At 52.1% G+C, this 20,596-nt stretch carries 18 protein-coding genes; 10 read left to right on the top strand and 8 right to left on the bottom strand.

Annotation, left to right across the window (positions count from 1 at the left end):
* Window positions 1–154: 154 nt before the first annotated feature.
* Window positions 155–934, top strand: a complete 780-nt coding sequence (gene yaaA, locus QCD60_RS01375; RefSeq protein ID WP_279781682.1) for a peroxide stress protein YaaA — start codon at window positions 155–157, stop codon at window positions 932–934.
* Between the two features lie 97 nt (window positions 935–1,031).
* Here the strand turns inward: yaaA and QCD60_RS01380 are convergent, their stop codons facing one another.
* The 3 genes from QCD60_RS01380 to QCD60_RS01390 all read right to left on the bottom strand — a co-directional run bounded on the left by QCD60_RS01380 (window position 1,032) and on the right by QCD60_RS01390 (window position 4,264).
* Complete coding sequence (locus tag QCD60_RS01380; protein ID WP_279781684.1) at window positions 1,032–1,940, bottom strand: Tim44-like domain-containing protein; 909 nt, start codon at window positions 1,938–1,940, stop codon at window positions 1,032–1,034.
* 207 nt (window positions 1,941–2,147) lie between these two features.
* Window positions 2,148–3,872 carry an NAD-binding protein gene (locus tag QCD60_RS01385; RefSeq protein WP_279781686.1) on the bottom strand — a complete coding sequence of 575 codons (1,725 nt, stop codon included), beginning with the start codon at window positions 3,870–3,872 and terminating at the stop codon, window positions 2,148–2,150.
* An 8-nt stretch (window positions 3,873–3,880) separates the two neighbouring features.
* On the bottom strand, window positions 3,881–4,264 hold the full coding sequence (locus QCD60_RS01390; RefSeq protein WP_104155780.1) for a DUF6394 family protein: 384 nt from the start codon (window positions 4,262–4,264) through the stop codon (window positions 3,881–3,883).
* Window positions 4,265–4,593: 329 nt separating this feature from the next.
* Between QCD60_RS01390 and QCD60_RS01395 the strand changes: the two genes are divergently transcribed.
* From QCD60_RS01395 to QCD60_RS01415, 5 genes are all read left to right on the top strand, one after another.
* Window positions 4,594–5,088 carry a DUF6231 family protein gene (locus tag QCD60_RS01395; protein ID WP_279781690.1) on the top strand — a complete coding sequence of 165 codons (495 nt, stop codon included), beginning with the start codon at window positions 4,594–4,596 and terminating at the stop codon, window positions 5,086–5,088.
* Between the two features lie 262 nt (window positions 5,089–5,350).
* Window positions 5,351–5,617, top strand: coding sequence for a hypothetical protein (locus tag QCD60_RS01400; protein ID WP_104155782.1), 267 nt, complete (start codon window positions 5,351–5,353; stop codon window positions 5,615–5,617).
* Window positions 5,618–5,624: 7 nt separating this feature from the next.
* Window positions 5,625–6,278 (top strand): SOS response-associated peptidase family protein, encoded by a 654-nt coding sequence (locus QCD60_RS01405; protein ID WP_279781694.1) that lies wholly within the window; start codon window positions 5,625–5,627, stop codon window positions 6,276–6,278.
* Window positions 6,279–6,383: 105 nt separating this feature from the next.
* On the top strand, window positions 6,384–9,143 hold the full coding sequence (locus tag QCD60_RS01410; RefSeq protein ID WP_279781696.1) for an insulinase family protein: 2,760 nt from the start codon (window positions 6,384–6,386) through the stop codon (window positions 9,141–9,143).
* Between the two features lie 74 nt (window positions 9,144–9,217).
* A complete protein-coding gene (locus tag QCD60_RS01415; RefSeq protein WP_279781699.1) occupies window positions 9,218–9,625 on the top strand; it encodes a VOC family protein in 408 nt (135 codons plus the stop codon).
* 8 nt (window positions 9,626–9,633) lie between these two features.
* On the opposite strand, the gene QCD60_RS01420 is transcribed toward QCD60_RS01415, so the two are convergent.
* The gene (locus QCD60_RS01420; protein WP_279781701.1) at window positions 9,634–10,140 is read right to left on the bottom strand and encodes a hypothetical protein; all 507 of its coding nucleotides are present in this window, start codon (window positions 10,138–10,140) and stop codon (window positions 9,634–9,636) included.
* Entirely contained in the window at window positions 10,079–11,557 is a 1,479-nt protein-coding gene (gene sbcB, locus QCD60_RS01425) for an exodeoxyribonuclease I (RefSeq protein ID WP_279781703.1), read from the bottom strand. The genes QCD60_RS01420 and sbcB overlap by 62 nt, the downstream gene beginning before the upstream one ends.
* A 236-nt stretch (window positions 11,558–11,793) precedes the next feature.
* Here sbcB and QCD60_RS01430 point away from each other — a divergent pair, with 236 nt between their 5' ends.
* Window positions 11,794–14,553, top strand: a complete 2,760-nt coding sequence (locus tag QCD60_RS01430) for a DUF349 domain-containing protein (protein WP_279781705.1) — start codon at window positions 11,794–11,796, stop codon at window positions 14,551–14,553.
* Between the two features lie 57 nt (window positions 14,554–14,610).
* Here QCD60_RS01430 and phbB read toward each other — a convergent pair whose 3' ends face one another.
* Window positions 14,611–15,360, bottom strand: a complete 750-nt coding sequence (gene phbB, locus QCD60_RS01435) for an acetoacetyl-CoA reductase (RefSeq protein WP_104152418.1) — start codon at window positions 15,358–15,360, stop codon at window positions 14,611–14,613.
* A 475-nt stretch (window positions 15,361–15,835) separates the two neighbouring features.
* Between phbB and QCD60_RS01440 the strand changes: the two genes are divergently transcribed.
* The 3 genes from QCD60_RS01440 to QCD60_RS01450 are packed head-to-tail and all read left to right on the top strand — an operon-like array spanning window position 15,836 to window position 17,750.
* A complete protein-coding gene (locus tag QCD60_RS01440) occupies window positions 15,836–16,606 on the top strand; it encodes a MotA/TolQ/ExbB proton channel family protein (protein ID WP_104152419.1) in 771 nt (256 codons plus the stop codon).
* A gap of 3 nt (window positions 16,607–16,609) precedes the next feature.
* The gene (locus QCD60_RS01445) at window positions 16,610–17,338 is read left to right on the top strand and encodes an OmpA family protein (RefSeq protein ID WP_104152420.1); all 729 of its coding nucleotides are present in this window, start codon (window positions 16,610–16,612) and stop codon (window positions 17,336–17,338) included.
* Window positions 17,319–17,750, top strand: coding sequence for a PilZ domain-containing protein (locus tag QCD60_RS01450; RefSeq protein ID WP_279781711.1), 432 nt, complete (start codon window positions 17,319–17,321; stop codon window positions 17,748–17,750). The genes QCD60_RS01445 and QCD60_RS01450 overlap by 20 nt, the downstream gene beginning before the upstream one ends.
* Window positions 17,751–17,816: 66 nt before the next feature.
* Here QCD60_RS01450 and QCD60_RS01455 read toward each other — a convergent pair whose 3' ends face one another.
* Window positions 17,817–19,394, bottom strand: coding sequence for an inorganic phosphate transporter (locus QCD60_RS01455; RefSeq protein ID WP_279781713.1), 1,578 nt, complete (start codon window positions 19,392–19,394; stop codon window positions 17,817–17,819).
* 261 nt (window positions 19,395–19,655) lie between these two features.
* On the bottom strand, window positions 19,656–20,495 hold the full coding sequence (locus QCD60_RS01460) for an RNA polymerase factor sigma-32 (protein WP_279781715.1): 840 nt from the start codon (window positions 20,493–20,495) through the stop codon (window positions 19,656–19,658).
* Window positions 20,496–20,596: the final 101 nt, after the last annotated feature.

Genomic DNA, 20,596 nt, shown 5'->3' on the forward strand with positions numbered 1-20,596 from the left:
GTTGGTTAAAAACAGGCTGCTGACGTTAGCTACCAACACCATAGGCAGACCCAATTAGTCTTTTATCCATCCCTTGGGTAGACTCCCGCTCAGTTTAGCTATCGATAACAGCGGCCCGCACTGGCCAGCACACCTGACTGAATAAGGAATCCCCATGCTTGCTGTGATTTCCCCTGCCAAGACTCTGGACTTCGAGACACCAAGCAGCACTTCACGTTACACCCTGCCCGATTTTGTGGACGACTCAGCCGAGCTGATCGAACAGCTGCGAGAGCTTTCACCACAACAAATTGCCTCCCTGATGAGCCTGAGTGACAACCTGTCCTCCCTGAATGCGTCGCGCTTTGCTGCATGGCAACCCGACTTCACTCCTGATAACGCCAAACAGGCTGTGCTGGCATTCAAAGGTGACGTTTACCTCGGCCTGGATGCGGGGACACTGGATGAGCCGCAACTTGACTATGCACAGGAACACCTGCGCATTCTTTCCGGCCTGTATGGCTTGTTGAGGCCACTGGACCTGATGCAGCCCTACCGTCTGGAGATGGGTACCCGGTTTGCCAATCGTCGCGGCAAAGATCTGTATAGCTTCTGGGGAGATAAGCTGACGCAGGAACTCAATCTGCTGCTCGCACAACAAGGCGATTCGACGCTGGTGAATCTGGCCTCCACCGAGTATTTCAAGGCGGTCAACACCAGGAAACTGAATGGGCGCCTGATCACGCCGGTATTCAAGGATGCCAAGAATGGTCAGTACAAGATCATCAGTTTTTACGCTAAAAAAGCGCGCGGCATGATGGTGCGCTATATGATCGATCAGCAACCCGCCACTGCTGAAGCGCTGAAAGACTTTGACTATAAAGGCTATTACTTCAGCGAGGAGCAATCCAAAGGGGATACCTGGGTGTTTCTGCGTGAGGAAGGGGCGGAATAAGAAAGGACTATAGTACAGCCCATCATACGTCCTGATACAACAACGGCGTCCATTATGGACGCCGTTGCTATTTCTACTTCTACTTGGACGATATGCCTCAGCCAGGCTGCTGAATACCTTCGATAGCCCACGCGCTGTTAGGCTGGCTGGCGTCCTTGGCAAGGTGCCAGATTTCACTGAACTCGCCTTCCTGGCCTGCCTGCTGCTCACGGACCCATCCAGAGAACTGGATGCTGGCCACGACCTTGTCACCCACTTGCTGGAAATCGACCAGATCAGTCATCACCGATACTACTTCAGTGTGCTGAGCCTCACCCATTTGCTCACGCTCAGCTTTGATCTGGGCAAACAGCTCAGGTGTCATATAGCTGGACAGCGTGGCGTAGTCTGCAGAATCCCATGCCTTTTGCAGAGCACGGAAATGATCTTTGGCCTCTTCCAGGAAGGCATCCTTTTTGAACCAGTCAGGGATTTTCACCTCATCTGCCAGCTCAGCCATCAGCCCTTGCTCAGTTGAGCCAAAGCTACCGCTACGCATGGCGGAAGTGGCCTGGGGTTGAACGGCCGCCTCGGCAGGCTGTTCATTACGTGCCTGCCAGGGATTATTGGCGCCAGCATGGGCATAACCCTGATTATCCGCCTGTGATGATTGTGCCTGTTTACGGCGAGTGAAGAAGCGATAGGCCAGAAATGCCAGTGCAGCCAACACCAGAATATCCAGCAAGCCACCGCCTACACCACCGAACAGCAGGCCACCCAGCAGGCCACCCATCAGTAACCCGCCCAGCATGCCACCCATGAATCCGGGCTTCTTGGCAGTTTGAGCTGCAGCAGCGCCCGTAGCCGGGTTAGTCGTCGTGCTGGACTTGTTGTACGTGGGGCTGTAAGCCGGTTTGGCTGGTGTGGAATAGGTCTTACCGAAGGTTTTGCCGCTTCCCAGACGTGCAGCCTCGGCACTTTGCATTCCGAGGCTGAACATCAGCAGGAAGGCAGTAAAAAAAGTCATCAAACTTCTATACGAAACTGTTTTAAACAACCGACTGCTTAACAACATACGTCTCTCCAGTATTGGCTATATGCATTCTGCACCCGCGCACCTTACACAAAGAGGGCCGAAATGTGCAAAATTTTCCTTATTTTAAATTCACAGCCAGCTCAAGTTAAAGCACCCTACCCGCCTATCCAAGTTACCGATAGTTTCCGGATCAGCTAATCACTTGATTTCATGGGAGATTTGCTTTCTTTCGCGATATGACTTGCTCAGCCAGCGCCACACATACCCTGACGCCCCATCAAAACCATCACGCACATAGCGCAGCACGTTGTAATTTCCCGCGGTCCATTGCATCAGAGCTGATGCCCGATAACGGCCACAGAACAGGATAACGTCACCTTCCTGCAGCAAGGTATCAGTAGTAGGGAGTAACATCAGACCGTTTGACCGCTTGATCATCAGTGGGAAAGCCTTGAGTGCATCCAGCCTCTGCCGCGGGTCTACTTGCAATACGCCCAGTGGCACCGACTGGCGATCTGTCAGTGCAGTCATGATGGCAGGCGCCTCCTGCGGATCGATCGTTAATGACCAGCTATCAAGCTCCTGGTCATCCACCACCTCGCGCATCCGCTCAATCAACTGCTGCGCCCAGACATCACTCTGCCCTCCCATCTGCCGCAGAAAATCCAGCAGTAACGGCGTCTTGATCAGCAGCATGATCTTGTTGGCGATGATCCAGGCGGGCTCCATGACATAGTCAGGACAGGCAGCCTGAAAGACGCGTTCGTTGTAGCGCTGATTCTGCCGTGCCACGGTGATCAACTCAGGGTTAAGCATGCGTGCTGTCATCAGAATCGACAGGTTGTTGGCATCACTGGCCGTTCCGGCCACTACTCCCACGGCCTGTGCAATGCGCGCCTCCTGTAAGGTGACAGCTTCAGTACCCAGCCCAAGCACCATGTCATCCATCATGCCGAATTTTGCCGGGTCCTCATCAATAACCACCATATCAACCTGATGCGCTCCGAGGTAACGGTGCAGTGCCTGCCCCATGCGCCCATAGCCACAGATGACCCAGGTGCCTTGCACCTGATGAGCACCAATCTTGGCAGGACGGTGTCTCGGGTTGACCAGCCAGTCATAAACCAGATGCTTGTAGGGCGAGTGGATCGCCATGGCCAGATATTCAGCAAAGGATTCAAAGGGGTTGACGATATGCTCAGTGCCAAAGGAAGCCAGATTGTCATTAATCGCCTGACTCTCAGCACGACTGATCACCGGGGTATGGGTCGCCAGCAGTTTACTGGCAATCGCCACCGCCAGATTGGCCTCATCGCTGTTGGTCAGAGCCACGACGCCGATGCAGTGCGGCTTAAGCAGCCCGGCATCAGTCAGAATGTCTGGTTCACAGGCATCAGCACACAGCGCAGGGACCGCCATGGGCAGCGTATCAGTCAACAGATCATCTATACGCTGCTGATTGATATCCACCACAACCGCCTGAATACCGCGGGAGGCCAGCTTGTTTACCAGCAGACTGCCGGTGACGCCATAACCGCAGATCAGGTAGAACGGCTCCTGAATTGCCTTGACCGCATTGCGAAAACGCTGGCGGGCGCGCATCCGGCTGAATGCCTGATCCTGCAGAATCGCCAGCATGGTGCCAATGCCGTACAGCCAGGCTATGACGGTAACGTAGATGGTCAACATCGCCCAATAGCGCTGGGCGTCGGTAAAGGCATAGGGAATTTCGCCAAAGCCGATGGTCGACCCCATAAAGCTGACAAAATAAAAGGCATGGAAGAAGCCCATCTGCCAGGGCTGGCCTTTGTCGTCCATACCGGGAATCAGCACAAATCCAGTGATGGAGATGGCATAGACCACGATCAGAGTAATCAGCGGCCAGCGCAGACGGCGCAGCAGCAGGTAAATGACGGAGTTCACACGCGCACCTAGCGGCGAATCATCACAGTTTCCACCATCAACAGGATGACGGAAGTAAGATTGGCCAACAGCGCCCCTGCTGACAGCGAGACCACGCTGGCCACGATATTTTCGGTCAGTCCGTCCAGCGAAACATAGTCCGCATAGGCCCATACCCCAGCGGCCAGCAACAGCTGCAAGTCTGCCACCAGACTGGTAGCCAGCAATACCGCGCCGATGTGTGTTCTGTCACCAAACTTGAGTACAGTTGCAATCAGACTGACCACGATAGCGGCAAACAACTCAAAGGCATTGTGGTGATTAGCGTTATGAATCTCGCCCAGCACAAAGCCAAAATTGAGAGTCAGTGCCAGCACAATAAAGAACGCAAAAACCACCTTTTCTCTATTCATTCCATCCGCTCCCAACTGGTTCAACTCCACGGTCGCCGCTCGGTATCTGGCCGCGGCTGATTTATGCCGCGCTAGCATAGCTATTCGCTGGCAATGTGCAAATTGTGCCAACAGGTCAAACCACACACCATCAAGCGGGTACCTGACCACTCCCCGAACCTGACAACCTCAACACAATATAAAAGCATTCACCTGGTGGGCCGGCAGACGAATAAAACTATAGTGGAATGCACGCTGGCACAGGTTGATACATCGATATTGCGTCTGACATACTCGGGCGCCGTCTGCACTGCAGTCGGCCTGTCCCCGTAGTTAAGCAGGAAGTTGCCATGGTTCGCTCGCCAAATGAGTTTTTACTTGATCGACTGCAACAGTTGGCACCTCAGCGCGTGGTCAGCATCGGCGCTTGCGTTCCACCGGCACTGCAGAGCTATTGCGAGCAAAACGACTGCCAGATACAGCACTTCGAGACTCACGATGCCCGCCAGCAACTGCAAGGTGCTACCCCCTCCGAACTGGTCCTGCTCACCGATGCGCTGGAACACCTGCCTCCACTGGAGGGCAGAGCGTTGCTTGGCTGGCTGCGTAATTACTGTGCCCCGCGCGTCTGGCTGAGCTACAGCCCCACCGAACAGGATGGTGACACCTGCTGGCAGGATGCAGACTTCTATGCGCTGGGCCTCACCCGCGAACAGGGTTTCAGCCAGGGTCAGCGCAAGCTGGTGTTCTATGCCTTTGACCTGTTGACCTATAACCACGTGCGCACCTGGAACAACCCTGACAACTGGGCCAACCCGGAGAACTGGGGAAAATACTGGTGGTAGGGCTTCAGCGTTTTGCAGATGCGAAGTCTTGGCATAAGATAGGCGCCAATTGCCGATGCAAAATAAGCACCTATTCACGACAGGTTGTGTGGCGAAACAAGCAAAGCGTAAATAACTGAGGATAGGGCATTTACTTGATGTAAATGAGTGTGCCGAAGGGATTTACAGCACCAGATTGCTGACACGCATCTTTCCGTGTGTATGTCTTTCGCCTCATGGCAGCAGCATCCGATACAGAATTACCCAGCCGGAGTATCCCCCCATGAGCCAAGCACGCAACCAACGCTATATGAAGATTGCGACGGCCTGCCTGCAAGCCCTGAAGCAAGTCGACAGTCAGGAACAGAAGGAACAGCAGATCGAACGGGTCTATCAGGCCATCGACGCCGCCTTCCAGGAAGCCAACCGTGAGTTTGCCCTGCAGCTGACACAGGCACTGGTGGCGCTGGAGCAGATTGCCACTTTACCGGAAAAAGAACAGCATCGCGCCCGGGATATCGCTCTGGCCGCCCTGCCTCACAAACACTGACCTGCTGATGACTGGACGCATTGTTCAGGTTGAAGCGTTGCAACAGGGGTGGGATCTGCAAGGTACCGCCCCTCGCCCACTGACAGCCAGCTACAATCTCTCCCCCTACCAGTGGCTGGCACTTCAGCGTCAACCCGATTTGCTTGAGCCTGCCCACTGGGGGCTGGCCCCTTCCTGGATCAAGCGACTCAATGAAGCGCCCTACACCGCCAGGGCGGAACAACTACTCACCAATGCCATGTTCAAACGCCCGCTGGCCAGACAACGTGCCGTGCTTCCTGTTGATGGTGTGTATGACTGGATCAGTGCGTCAGGGCGACGCTGGCCCATCTACATCTCCAGCCCGGAACATACGCTGATGAACATCGCCGCCCTGTGGGAAGTCTACCAGCTGGGCGATATGCGCTTTCTGACCTGTGCATTGATCAGTGTTCCCAGCAATCCCTTTCTTAGTGCATTTCTGACGCGCATGCCTGCCCTGCTGGATCAGCAACAAACGGCTCAGTGGCTGAGTACAGACACAACCGATACCGACGCCATCAAGCTGTTACAACCCTGGTCGGGGGTATTGCAAACCTGGCAGGTAACCGCAGAAATGAACTCTCCGCAATTTCAGGGCTCTGATTGCATTAAGCCTGTCGGTAAAGTGTTCAAAGGCTGAACAACTTGCCGCCGTTGCGCGTTGGCTACCCCAGCACATGCTACGCAAGCCCGTAGTATTCGAATATATCGACCTTGCCCGGTCGGAAAGACAACTAGGAGTGTTATGAAAACAAAGTGGTGGTGGATGCCCATGCTCCCCTTGCTGGTATCGATGACAGTACCAGCAGCCGAGATCAAGAAGAGCCCCAATGACACTCGTAGCTACCAGAGCCTGGTGCTGCCCAACCACTTGCAAGTGCTACTGATCAGCGATCCCGATACTGACAAGAGCGCTGCGGCGATGGACGTCAATGCAGGCAGCGCAGACGAACCCAAACAATGGCCCGGACTCGCTCACTTCCTTGAGCACATGCTATTTCTCGGCACCAGCAAATACCCCAAGGCCGATGCCTACCAGGACTTTATCAATCAGCATGGTGGCAGCCAGAACGCCTACACCGCCTTTGATCACACCAATTTCTTCTTTGATATCGATCCTGATCAGCTAGCTCCTGCGCTTGACCGTTTCTCACAGTTCTTCATCGCCCCCCTGTTCAGTGAGGACTACGTCAGCCGTGAAGCGCATGCGGTCGATTCGGAGTACAAGGCCAAGATTCGGGAAGATGGCCGTCGTCTGTACGAAACCATGCGTGAAACCTACAACCCCGACCACCCAATGAGCCGCTTCAGTGTGGGGAATTTACAAACCCTGCAGGATCACGGAGAGCTGAAAATTCGTGACGCCCTGATCGATTTTTATCAGCACAGCTACAGTGCCAGCCGCATGCGTCTAGTGGTACTCGGCAAAGAGCCCCTGCCACAGCTGGCAAGCTGGGTTACACAGTATTTTGCGAACATTGCTGATCACCCCACCACCATCTCTCGTCAGATGCCCCCGCTGTTCACCTCCAGCCAGTTACCCGCTGAACTGCAGCTGACGCCAATTCGTGAAGTTCGGACCCTGAGCCTGACGTTCCCCCTGCCACCGTTGCACCAGTATGAGGATAACAAGCCCGTGCAGTACCTGGCCTCCTTACTGGGTGACGAGGGCAAGGGCAGTATTTTGGCTCTTCTCAAATCACTCGGCTGGGCCAGCAGTCTTGGTGCGGGAGTGGGCTACAACGGCCCCGACGCAGCTACGATGCAAATCAGCCTCAGTCTGACGGCCGCAGGTCAGGAGCACATCAATGACATCGTCTCTCTGGTTTTTGCCTATCTGCGCAAGATCGAAGAAGGTGGTATCGACGAGTGGCGCTTCAGGGAAATGGCCAGGCTGGCTGACATCGACTTCCGCTTCCAGGAGAAGGTGCCGCCGATCAACTGGGTGAGCGGCCTCGCCAATGCCCTGCAGGACCACACTGCGGAGCAGGTGCTCTACAGCAGCTACGATTATCACAACTACGATGCACAGGTTATCCGCCAGTTTCTTGGCTATCTCACCCCAGACCATTTGCTGGTAACGTTGATGGCGCCCGGCCTGTCGACCGACAAAACCAGCCGCTGGTATGACGTACCGTACCGCTACACCCAACTGAAACAGGAGCAATGGCAGGTTTCGCACCCTGAGTGGTTGCAGCAACTGGCCCTGCCTGCCGCGAACCCATTCATTGCTGAACAGTTGAATGTCCTGAAAGGCAACGATTCCGCTAAGCCCGAATTACTGCAACAGCAGCCCGGTTTCAGCTTCTGGTATCAGCAAGATACCTCCTTTGGCACCCCAAAAGCCGACTTCTTCGTCAATCTGCGCTCAGCGAAAACCAACGACACAGCCAGAGATACCGCCCTGAGTGAACTTTACACCCGCATGGTGGAAGAACAGCTTAATACCCTGACCTACCCCGCCTTTGTTGCAGGACTGGAGTTTGAACTCTATCGCCATATTCGTGGCATCAGCTTCAAGATCACCGGCTATAACGACAAGCAAAGTGTGCTGCTGGATGAGCTGCAACATGCCTTGCTGCAACCACAATGGAATCAGGTCCGTTTTGACCAGATCAAGGAAGACTATCTGGATGAGCTCCGTAACCGCAAAGAATCCATGCCCTACAAGGTCAGCATGGGTCGTCTGTCTGAACGCCTGATGCCGTCGTTTCACACCAGCGCCGAGATAATCAGTGCGCTGCAGGGCATCAGCCTGAATGACCTGCAGCAGTTTGTTCCCGCATGGCGCCAGCAGATTCAGGTAGTAGTGCTTGCGCATGGCAATCTGGAGCAGCAACAGGCCCACTCCATGGCGGAGAAGGTAAAACACGCCTGGCTGGATAAGGCCCAACCTGCCGATGTGCCACGTGCAACAATTGATGCGCTACCCGCTGGCTATCAAGAAAGCATCAGCGAACAGGGACCTCATAAGGACACCGCGATCACCTGGTACTGGCAGGCTGATCAGGATGACCTGAAGCATCGTGCCGCTTTCGCCTTGCTCAGCCAGATTATTTCCACCCCTTTCTACGCAGATCTGCGCACTCGTCAGCAACTGGGCTATATCGTGTTCGCTACCCCGATGCCGATCATGGACTGGCCCGGCATCGGCTTGGTATTACAGTCACCGTCGGCAGATGCCGTCACCCTCACCACCAGGGTCGATCAATTCATGCAAGATTTCCGTACACAGCTGCAGCACCTGAGCAACGATCAGCTACAAACCTTCAAACAGGGCTTAATGAGCGATCTGAGCAAGCCTGATCAGACCCTGTACGAGCGGAGTAACTACTACTGGCGAGAAATTGATCGCGGCGCCTACGACTTCGACAGCCGCAATGAGCTGTTAAAAGCCATTGGTGCTATCGACAAAGCCACGTTACTGACCATCTACGACCACATGCTGTCACCACAACAACGACGCGCACTGATTGTGACCGCCTCTCCCGAACCCCAGAAATAGGAAAATGACCGATAATACCGCCCGGCCGCCTTCACTGTTTTGCCGGGCGATATCCAGGCATGGGGAAGACAGCGATGTTTACCATCCTTGGTATTGACCATCTGGTGCTACGGATCAGCAACTTGAACAGGATGCTGGATTTTTATCTGCATCTTGGCTGCACACTTGAAAGAGAGAACCCAGAACTTGGCCTCTATCAGTTACGAGCAGGTAATGCACTCATTGATCTGGTCACCATCGACGGCCCTCTTGGCCGTACAGGAGGTGCACCGGCAGAAACAGAAGGACGTAATCTTGACCACTTCTGTCTCAGAATAGAGCCCTTTGATAAGGCGGAGTTAGCTTTCCTGCTGACCGCGATGAACCTGGGCACCGGCTGCATCGAGTCACGTTACGGTGCCGATGGGCTGGGCCCATCGATCTATCTGAAGGATCCTGAAGGCAACACACTGGAGCTGAAAGGTCCGCCGCTCCACCGCTAACCTTTTCATCACTGCCCTGGTTTGATCTGTGATCCGGGAATAACCTGAACCTGCCACGTGGTCTGCGGCACTGGCAGCTTTTTCTTTGCCGCCGGGATGATAGTCACCTGCTCGGCGGTCTGGATCGAGTGCCTGGGCGACGCGGGTATCACCACGACCTCTTCAGTTGTATGGGCCTTTTCCTGTGGCGCACGAATAACGTCAACCTCATCGGGCACCGCACCCTTGGTCGACTGAGCAGGAATGACTACCACATTATCATCGGTTACCTTACGCGCTGTGCTGGCAACAGGAATCACCTTTACAGCGCTGTCTTCCCTTACCGCTTGCACCTTCGATGCAGAAATGATGCTGACATTTTCCTGATCCGACACTTTTTTGAGGGTACTGGCTGCAGGGATGACGGTCACTGGCAGACCATCCACCCCTTGCTCCAGCCCGGCAGCAGCAACTTCAGCGCCGACAAAAAGCAGCAGGCTGCAGCTCAGCTTTGGCCAAGCAACGCTCAACTTCATTGCCATACTCCTGCAACTGTCTCAATAACGAGTGCTTTTCCTGCGTCAGGCTCTCATCAGCCAGTAACGCCTCCAGTTCGGAGCGGTAAGCCTCCAGCGTCAGGGCGCCTGCGCGTCCATCAGTGATACGCTCATGGCAAAACTCAATCCATTGAGCCTTTTCTGCCTCACTAAGATGCTGCGGAAAGCTGCGTGCACGATAGCGAAAGAGCATTTCCTCCAGCCTGCCATCCTGAAAGGGAGGGCAATATCCACGCAGCTGCTCTGCTGGCATCTCAATGACCGACTGCATCAGCCGCTTGTCAGAAGCACTGAAAAATCCGCCGCTGTAGAGCATCAGATCAGGATCAGAAACCTGGAGCTCTGTAGCAGGCTTACGCTGGTAGATTTGTTCCAGCTTGGGCTTCCAGTTCTCAGCATGCTGACGCAACAGAGTCAGGTTGGCCTGCAGTGACTCCAGCGACAATGCCAGCTTGTCGGCGATATCCTTGTTAACTCCCATCACCACCGGGCTGCGGTTAATATGCAACGTCTTCAATGCTGGCCTGATCTGCCCGGGCGGTAACTGATCAGTGGGAGTATAGAGCAGACGCTCCAGCTCTTCGGCAGAGGTATCGAGCAACACCTGTACAGGCTGGCTAAGATCAAACAGGACGATACCGTTCGCATTTCCCGGCTGACTCATTAACGGCGCCAGAACCGCTGCATTCATTCGCTCGGTGGGAAACATGCCAGAAATATGCAGAACGGGCTTGTGACGAAAAATATCCAGTTTGCCCTGCACTTCACGCTTGTCACGCAAGCTGAGGCAGTAATCAAACAGCTTCGGAGCACGTGTTTTGATCAGCCGCGCCAGAGCAATAGTAGCCTCCACATCGCTTAAAGCATCATGTGCCTTGTCATGCCCTACACCGTTGGCTTGAGTCAGATGCTCCAGTTTCATACTGACCCGACCATCGACCTCAGGCCAAACTAGCGCATCTGGCTGCATCAATCGCACCAGTCGCACCATATCGAGGATGTCCCAGCGTGAACAGCCGTTTTGCCACTCCCGCGCATAGGGATCGCGCAAGTTCCGATAAAGCGTATGGCGGGTAACCTCATCGTCAAAGCGAATACTGTTGTAGCCAACTCCACAGGTTCCCGGCTGTTTCAGCTCATATTCGATACGTGCAATAAATTCAGCTTCAGGTACCCCTTGCTGCCACGCCAGCGCTGGGTCAATACCGGTGATCATGCAGGCCGCAGGCTGAGGCAGGTAATCTAGGCCTGGCTGGCAATAAATCATCAAAGGCTCGCCAATCGGATTCAGCTGACAGTCCGTACGAATACCAGCAAACTGAGCAGGTCGGTCACGCGCGGGGTCTATGCCAAAACTCTCATAATCGTGCCAAAAGAACGTTGTTGAACTGCTCATAAACAAAATAGCCACTATGAATCTTTGTCACAGACTAGCAGGGAAGGTAACGAGGCGCACTTTCCGCACTGCATTGGAGCAACAAAGGCTTTTTGATTTTGCTGGAATTTCGGTTACCGAACGATGCTTTAAGCGCCCCCCAAAGGACGATACAATGTCGACCCCTCAAACCGGTGTCAGGTTGCTGACCCTGACAGTGGTTTGCCCGAACAGAGTCAGACGTACAGAAGATTTATATGTTCGCGCGCTTTTTCCGCCCCAAATGGCAACACCCGAAAGTTGAAGTAAGACTGCAGGCTGTATCACTGCTGCAGGGCAACAATCCCGATCAGGCAAAAATTCTGCTTGAGCTGCTCCATCAGGACTCGGCAACAGAAGTGCGTGCTGCCGCACTCGCACGAATCCAGGATTGGGATACCCTCACACGTTTTGCCGGTGACAATGCAGACAGCATTTTACGCGATGTTGCGATCCGACGGCTGGCAGACCTGCTCAGTAGCAAAGGGGTAAGCGATGGTGACCAGCAAGGCGCATTACAGTGCCTGGAGAAAGTGTCGCAGCCGGATGTGCTGTTGCACATTGCTCTGCGAGCAAACGCGCTGCCTTTGCAACAAGCGGCCATGGCGCGACTGGAAGACGACTATGCGCTGCTGAAAATCGCCTCTGGGCAAGTTGATCAAAGCTTACGTATACAAGCCGCAGAACGAATTAACGACCGTGAAGTATTGGAGCAACTGCTTAAGCTGTGCCAGAACCACAAGCGGCTGCAACGCACGGTACGCGACAAACTGAACAGCTATAAACAGCAGGAAAAAGACGCGGATCAGCAGCGCCAACAGGGTGAGCACTTGTGTGAAAGCCTTGAGGCGCTTGCACGTACTGGTTGGTTCCCCCATTACAAAGCCAAGCTGGAAGGCATCTCACAACAGTGGCAAGCCCTGAATCACGCTGTACTTCAGTCGACATTGTTGCAGCGTTTTGAACACGCCGCAGAGCAGTGCCAACAGATGGTCAAAGCCGAGCTTCAGCGTCAGGAGCAAGAAGAATCTGCTCGTCACCTGCAACAGCAACAGGCTGAACAACGCTCCGCACTTATCTCAGCATATACCCAGTTGCTGGAGCAAACTCGTAGCGCTCTTCCCGAACAAGCGTCACATTTCAGCCAGGCACTAAGCCAAATCGCTCAGCGCGCTGCAGAACTGGGAATGTCTGAACAGACCAGCAAGCGCCACAGTGACATCAGCAATATTCTGTCAGTATGGCAGCGCTATGCGGAACTGTCCCCTCAACTCGAATCGGTATTACAGGGAGAAGAGACGGACAGCGAACAGCTGAGTGAACTGCTCAAGCAACTGGAATGGCCCGACACCCTTACCGCTCCGAATCTTCTGAGTGAGAGCTACACCCGTCTCGGTGTAGTTAAAAAGGCAGCACGTGAAGCAAAAGTGGCTGAACGTGAAAGTCGTCAGCCTATCGAAAACAAGCTGGATCAGATGGCCCGCCATCTGAAAGCGGGCCGTTCAAAAGCAGCCAGCCGGATTGCCAGCCAGCTCGAAGAACGCATGCAGGAAGCCCATTTGCTCTCTCTGCAACCGCGCTTTACCCAGTTACAGGAACAGTTGCACGAGCTTGTAGACTGGCAAGGTTTTGCAATTCGCCCGAAAAAGGAACAGCTGATTGCTGCCATGCAAGCATTGGCCACCTCTCCCCTTGCAGGTGCAGAGCAGTTGGCACGCATTCGCAAATACAACCAGGAGTGGCGTGGACTTGGCACCGACCCTACCAGTGCAGCGCAGGACCTGTGGCAAGCGTTCCGTGAAGCCAGCGATCAGGCGTTTGCTCACTGCCAATCCTATCTGGAAGAACAAGCTGCACTGCGTGCAGACAATCTCCAGAAGCGCCAACAACTAACCACGCAGCTGGAAGAGTTCATTCAGTCTGCTGCCTTCCCATCAGCGGAAGGAAATTTCCTTGAGCAGTTGCGCCATACCGCTCGTCAGCAGTGGCAAGCCTATAGCCCGGTCGAACGTCAGGAGAGTGAGACACTGCAAGCCCGCTTTGACGTCTACATGGAGCAGCTCAGCGATGCCATCGTAAGCTATCGCAAGCAGCAGGAAGATGCCAAAGAAGCCATCGTCAACGAAGCAGTAGAACTGCTGAGCTGGACTGACATCATCGCAGCCACTCGACGGGCCAAAACACTGCAGCAGGACTGGAAAGTGCTTGGCCAGGGGCGTCGCCGCCAGGATCAAGTCTTGTGGCAACGCTTCCGTGAGTGCTGTGACAAGCTATTTCAACGCCGCGATTCCGTGCTCCAGGCGCAAAAGGTAGAACGGCTGGAACGATTTGAAGCCGCCAATCAGGAAGCTGAACGCTTTGATCAGGTGCTCAGTGAAGTGATCAATCAAAGCCGGATTAACGAAGAACAGATCAAAACCCTTATCCAACAGTTTCAGTCTCTGCCAGGTGTACTGCAGGAGCCTCGTCAGGAGTATGTAGACGAACAGTTGGAAATGCTTGAGCAGCGCTTGCTGGAGCAACAGCATCAACCTTTGATGACACTGCTTCAACAAACCAGATCTGCAGCAGCGGTATTGGCTGAAGCTGAACAAGCGATACTGTCAGACAAGGCTGCAACTGACATCGAGCCTAGTGATACATCGGAGCCATTGGCGACTCGCCTGGCAGCCATCCGCCAAGGTAAGAGCGCCATACTTCAACGTGTTAATGAAGTCTCAGAAGCTCAGCGTATGCTGTGTATCCGTATGGAGCTGCTGGCTGGCCTGGACTCACCTGAGCAAGACCAGTCGCTACGCATGCAATATCAACTGGGAAAACTGCAGGCATCAATGGCACAGGCTGACAAAGGCACCATCCCCTTGTTCGTGCAAATGCATGAGCTGGAGCTGGAATGGTACGAAAATGGCCCGGTAATCAATGCGGTACTTCAAAATCGCTTCCATAGCGCACTAGAAAAAGCAAAGGCGCGATACTGATCGCGCCTTTGCTCCTGCAAGCTAATCTGATCGGGGAGAGCAGCTCCCCGAGACAGATCAGAACATGTGCTGACCACCATTGATGGCTAAGTTTGAACCGGTAATGTAGCCAGAGAAGTCATCGCACAGAAATGACACTACGTGACCAATTTCTTCAGGTGTCCCCAGACGACCAACGGGGATGCCTGACTTGATTTTGTCCAGCACCTCGGGTGCAATTTTTTCCACCATAGGGGTTAACACATATCCTGGCGATACCGTGTTAACGGTCACACCTTTGCTAGCCACCTCCTGCGCCAATGCCTTTGTGAAGCCGTGAATACCGGCTTTAGCCGCAGAGTAGTTGGTTTGTCCGAACTGCCCTTTCTGAGCATTGACAGAAGAGATGTTGATGATACGCCCCCAGCCCTTATCGATCATTGGATTGATAACCAGGCGAGTCATATGGAACATGGAGTCCAGATTCGCGGTGAGAACCTCATTCCACTGCTCCCAGGACATCTTCTTGAACTGACCATCGCGAGTGATACCAGCGTTGTTTATCAATACAGAGACTGTATCTCCGTACGTTTCCTCTATCTCCTTGATACAACGCTCACAGGACTCATACTTTGTCACATCGCCATAGGCTATTCCCATCTCCAGGCCTTTCTGTAGCATCTCCTCCTGCCACGCCTTTGCCTTGTCGTGATTGCCGCCACTGTTATAACCCGCAACAACCTGAAAGCCCTGCTCTGCCAGACTCTGGCAGATTGCAGAACCGATTCCCCCTGTTCCCCCAGTTACAAGTGCAATACGCTTAGTCATGCCTTGCTTCTCCTTGCGCGTTGTGTGTATTGAAAATTATAGGTTTTCTTCCACATGGCTCACTGACCTCTTCCTTAAGAGCACGCCTACGGAGGAAATTCAGGATCTTCCCGATCATGAACCTGACAGTGCGAGTGCCTTTCCTCAGTCAGACGGCTTCCTTATCTGAACTTATATGTTGTTTTGATGTTACTTCGCTCTTTCTGGCGCTCGAAGTCAACCCATGCATTGAATGCGCCAACTGTTACAGTTCGATGATTCGCAACATAGCCGACATACAAAACTGCATTACCTGCCAAATTAACAACCTAAGGTGCCAGAAAAAGCAATCCTGAAACCCGCCAAGCATACGCCGCAAGGAACTCAGTCGCACTACAAATACTGACATCCCCAGAAAGATATACGGAAGAGTTGTTTTTTCGTTTCCATTGTCTAACCTAGAGGCCTTCTCCCCTGTTTTAGAGCGAAGTGTTATATGGATTTTGCCTCCATCCTCGGCATCCTATCCGGATTGGCTTTAATTGTTTCAGCCATCTATCTGGGAGGCGACTTTCATATCTTCATCAATGTTCCCGGCTTGATGATTGTTGTCGGGGGAACGATTGCAGCGACCCTTCTCACCTTTCAGTTTAAAGACGTGCTCGCCGCCTTCAAAAGTGCCTTTATAGTCTTCGCTCAAGATCGAACCAAACCTCAGCAAATGATTCACACCATGTTGGAGCTGAGCAAAGTGAGCCACCGCAATGGGTTACTTGCGCTGGCTAATGTTGAAACAACATCCAAATTTCTCAAACGAGCCTGCAACCTGCTCGCTGATGCAGCTAGTGAAGACTTTATCCGACAGACGCTGCAGACTGAGATCGACTCTCTCATAGCCAGACACTTTACGGTACAAGATATATTTAAGAAGATGGCATCCTATGCCCCTGCTTTTGGCATGCTCGGCACCCTGATTGGCCTAGTGCAAATGCTGTCACAGCTGGATGATCCCGATACCATTGGCCCTGCGATGGCAGTTGCTCTGCTGACAACCTTCTACGGATCATTAATGAGCACCATGTTCTTTCTTCCTATCGCTGGGAAGTTGCGTGCCCGCACACTTTTGGAGGTCCAGAATCTGGAAATCATTCGAGAGGGCGCAATCAGCATTTTATCCAATGACAACTATCTGAACGTTTATGAGAGACTGTCCTCCTATATCCCGGAAGCGCAAAGACAACCCGTGAATTTGGGTAAAGGTGGATAATTCATGAGTAAGCGTGACTTGCTTGAAGAACCAGAAGAAATGGGCTGGCTTGCAACCTATGCTGACCTCATGAGTTTACTGCTAGTTTTTTTTATACTGTTATTTTCCATTTCAACTATCAAGATAGAAAAATTCAAAGAGATCTTCACGTCGGTCCGCTTTAGCCTGAATACGATGGGGACAACCAACGCCATTATTGAACTCCCCCATGAAGCGCCAACAGAACGCAAACCTATTCAGAAGGAAGACGTTGTAGTTCCCGAGACAAAAACCCAGTCTGAGCTAACGGTAATGGCCCAGGAACTGGAGCAAATGATCGATACACCTATGCTTTCAAAGGAAGTGCAGATTATTCAGAAAGATGACCGTCTCTACATTCGTGTAAATGGGCAGGCACTATTTGACCCAGCCTCTACGGATCTTTCATATGAAGCCGAACCCATCTTGCAAGCACTGACAAAGCTGTTCAAAGGCCACCCAGAGTTTGAAGTGAATATTCAGGGCCATACAGATAATCAGCCAATTTATACTGAGCAATACCCATCTAACTGGGAATTGTCAGCGGTACGCGCAACGACTGTACTACGCTACTTTTTACTGGAGGGCTTGCCAGGGAATCGTTTCAGTGCAACTGGTTATGCTGACTCCAAACCGATCACCAGTAATACAACTGCTGATGGCAGGGCACAAAATCGACGTGTGGAGTTTGTACTTGAAAGAATCAAGTCCTAAGTTCTTATTCCCTGACAACGAAGCTCGGAGAGCTCACTATCGGGTGGACCTCCGTCATAGCGACAGACTACTCATTAAACTAATGCTCAATGGCAACGATACCGATTTGCTCAATATTAGTGTCTCGGGCTGTGCATTCTCTCAGCCAGAGCAGGAATATGTCATCGGGCAAACCTATAAGGGTCTATTACTGCTAAACCACCAACCAGATATTGGTGAAAAACGTCAGCAACTACCCGTAGAGTTACGGGTCATTATGAAGACAAATAAGCAATGGCACGCAGAGTTTTTGACCCTCTCCCTGCGAAGAACAAACAAGCTATGCGAAGTGATTAACGTATTGCAAAGAGCACATATCAGACAGGATAAGTTGAAGCTCCCTCGTTCTCAGAATCAAAACCCTGCTATCTAATCCTCACCATAAAAAAGGGATGGCCAGTTGCCATCCCTTTGAGTAGCTTAGTGTGTTTTCATATAGTTAATGAAGATGACTGTACTGAAAGCCCACAATCGCAAAGTATATGAAGGCAGCCAATAATGCCGACGCCGGCACGGTAATTACCCAGGCTGCGGCAATCCTGTAGATCGCAGAGCGCTTGACCAGCTCTTTCTTGGTGGCCTTTTTCAGGCCCTTCATTTCCTTTTTATTCAGTAACGAATGACCTGATCGCGCTTTAAGCTCTCGCAGCATCTGCTTTTTCTCGGCGACATCTGCATGCTCGAAATGGCTCAGGAATGCCTCAACCTCAACCTGATCTGCTTCCTGATGGTGCACGTGAATCTGCTGAATTTTCCGCTCGTAAGATAATTTAAGATACTCACGAAGAAAACCAACACCAAATACTGCACCAACGGCAATGTGCGTTGAACTGACAGGCATACCAAGTTGGCTTGCTACAATTACAGTCAGAGCTGCAGACATAGCAATACAAAATGCTCTGGTCTTATCCAGCTCAGTTATTTCACTTCCGACCGTACGAATCAACTTCGGCCCATACAGTGCCAGTCCAACAGCAATACCCAGCCCACCAACAGCCATTATCCACAACGGGATACTTGCTTTAGAGGCAACACCACCATGCAAAAACGCATCATTAATTGCGGCAAGAGGACCCACAGCATTTGCAACATCATTTGCACCATGTGCAAAACTGAGCAATGCAGCAGAGCAAATCAGCGGCAAGTTAAATAAATTATTTACGCTATCTTTATTGTTGCTCAACATTGCAGCAGCGCGCGCAACAGCGGGTTTGACTACAAAATAGATAACAATCGAAGCAACAGCAGAGATGATCAGTGCAGTAAAGAAATCAAGCTTGATCAGATTCTTTACACCCTTCAAAAGGATATATGTCAAAAATGCCCATGCCATCAAGCTGACCAAAACAGGTACCACTTTCTTGGCAGCACCTAACATGTCTGACTTGTAGGTGATACTTGACTTGATGAGATAGAGAAATCCTGCAGCAATGATACCGCCCATAACAGGAGATATTACCCAGCTGGCAACGATCCCGCCTAACTGGTCCCAATTTGCAATTCCCCAGCCACCAGCTGCGATACCAGCCCCCAGAACACCACCAACAATCGAGTGAGTGGTGGAAACCGGTGCACCTATAGCGGTTGCCAGATTCAACCATAACGCGGCAGAGAGTAACGCTGCCATCATCAGCCATATAAAGGTGTCCGCATCCTTGATCATATCTGGCTGTATGATGCCATTCTTGATAGTGCCTACTACGTCACCGCCGGCAATCAGCGAGCCAGAGGCTTCAAATATTGCGGCAATAATGATGGCACCAGTCATCGTCAGTGCCTTTGAGCCGACAGCCGGCCCAACATTATTGGCTACATCATTAGCTCCTATGTTGAGCGCCATGTAGCAGCCGATCATTGCCGCCACCACAAGAATACTGTTGTCACCAACGGGCAATCCTTGCGATTTGGCTACAAACATTCCAATAATGACAAAACATACCGCCAGTCCCAGGCGAATAATCTCCTTGCTGAGGCTATTCGGTTGAGGCTTTTGTTCAGAACTTGTCGCTAGATCCACGTAGTGGTTTCCTGTACACGTTAGAGAGAGGCAGTGACAGTGCGCTTTAACCAATCTGAAACGCTACTGTCATGCGGGTGCGTATTGTACACCTTGACCTGCCGTCTAGCCACGTCGTACCTAAAGCCTATCCAACCAGTATGGCTTGCAATTATTCGTTCACGGCTACATGAGAGCGTGACCTCATCGACAGTGAACGATAGCTGCCTGAGTGACCAGCACAGGGGAAAAACGATATAACAAAGGAAGGAAATTGCTGGGTCAGGTACCCAGCAATGTTTTCTGAATGTCTTTCAACGCTTTTGCTTCTAGCTGACGAACTCGCTCTGAAGAAATCTCGTATCGATCAGCCAGCTCTTGCAGTGACATCTTGTTATCAGTTAACCAGCGGGATGAAATGATGTCTCGACTACGCGGATCCAGCATAGCCAGCGCATGGCTCAGTGCCTGATAGTTCTCGGTAGCATTTCTCTCACGAATAAACATTCGTTCAGGATTGAACTCCAGACTTTCCAGGCCTCTTACAACATCCATTTCATAGCCGTCATCGTCACGACCTTCATCATATTCGACATAGGTCATGTCCTTGCCCTTGAGGCGAAGCTCCATTTCCTTAACTGCCTCACGAGATACGGCCAAGCGCTCTGCGATGTCGTCAACCTCTGCCTCGGACAAGGACGCATTTTTGAACTCAGCGCGCAACTTGAAAAACAGCTTATGCTGTTCCTTGTTGGTTGCGACATTCATTATGCGCGAGTGTTTTATAACGTACTTATGGATTTCAGCCCGAATCCAATAGGCTGCAAAGGTGGAAAGACGGATGTTTCTATCTGGATCATGGCCTTTGAGAGCCTTCATCAGACCAGCAGTGCCCTCTTGAATGAGGTCGGCAATAGGAAGGCCGTATCCGCGATAGCTATAAGCAATCCATATCACGCTTTTGAGATTAGCCAACACCAATTTCTCTATACTTTCTTTGTCATTCAGCTTGCTTTTACGGCTCAGCTCAAGCTCTTCTGCTTTTGACAAAGACTTGATGGCATTGGCTTTATGGATAAAGTGGTGAATATCCCGACCCGGTGAAAAATGTGGCATTCCCATAACATCACCCTCCTCGTTGTACGCGTCAGCACTTTTCCAGTACATCGCGTGGATGGATCTGTGACAATAAGTGCTAAATCACACCATCCTCATACTATTAG

It is taken from the genome of Pokkaliibacter sp. MBI-7 (genome assembly GCF_029846635.1).
GTDB lineage: Bacteria > Pseudomonadota > Gammaproteobacteria > Pseudomonadales > Balneatricaceae > Pokkaliibacter.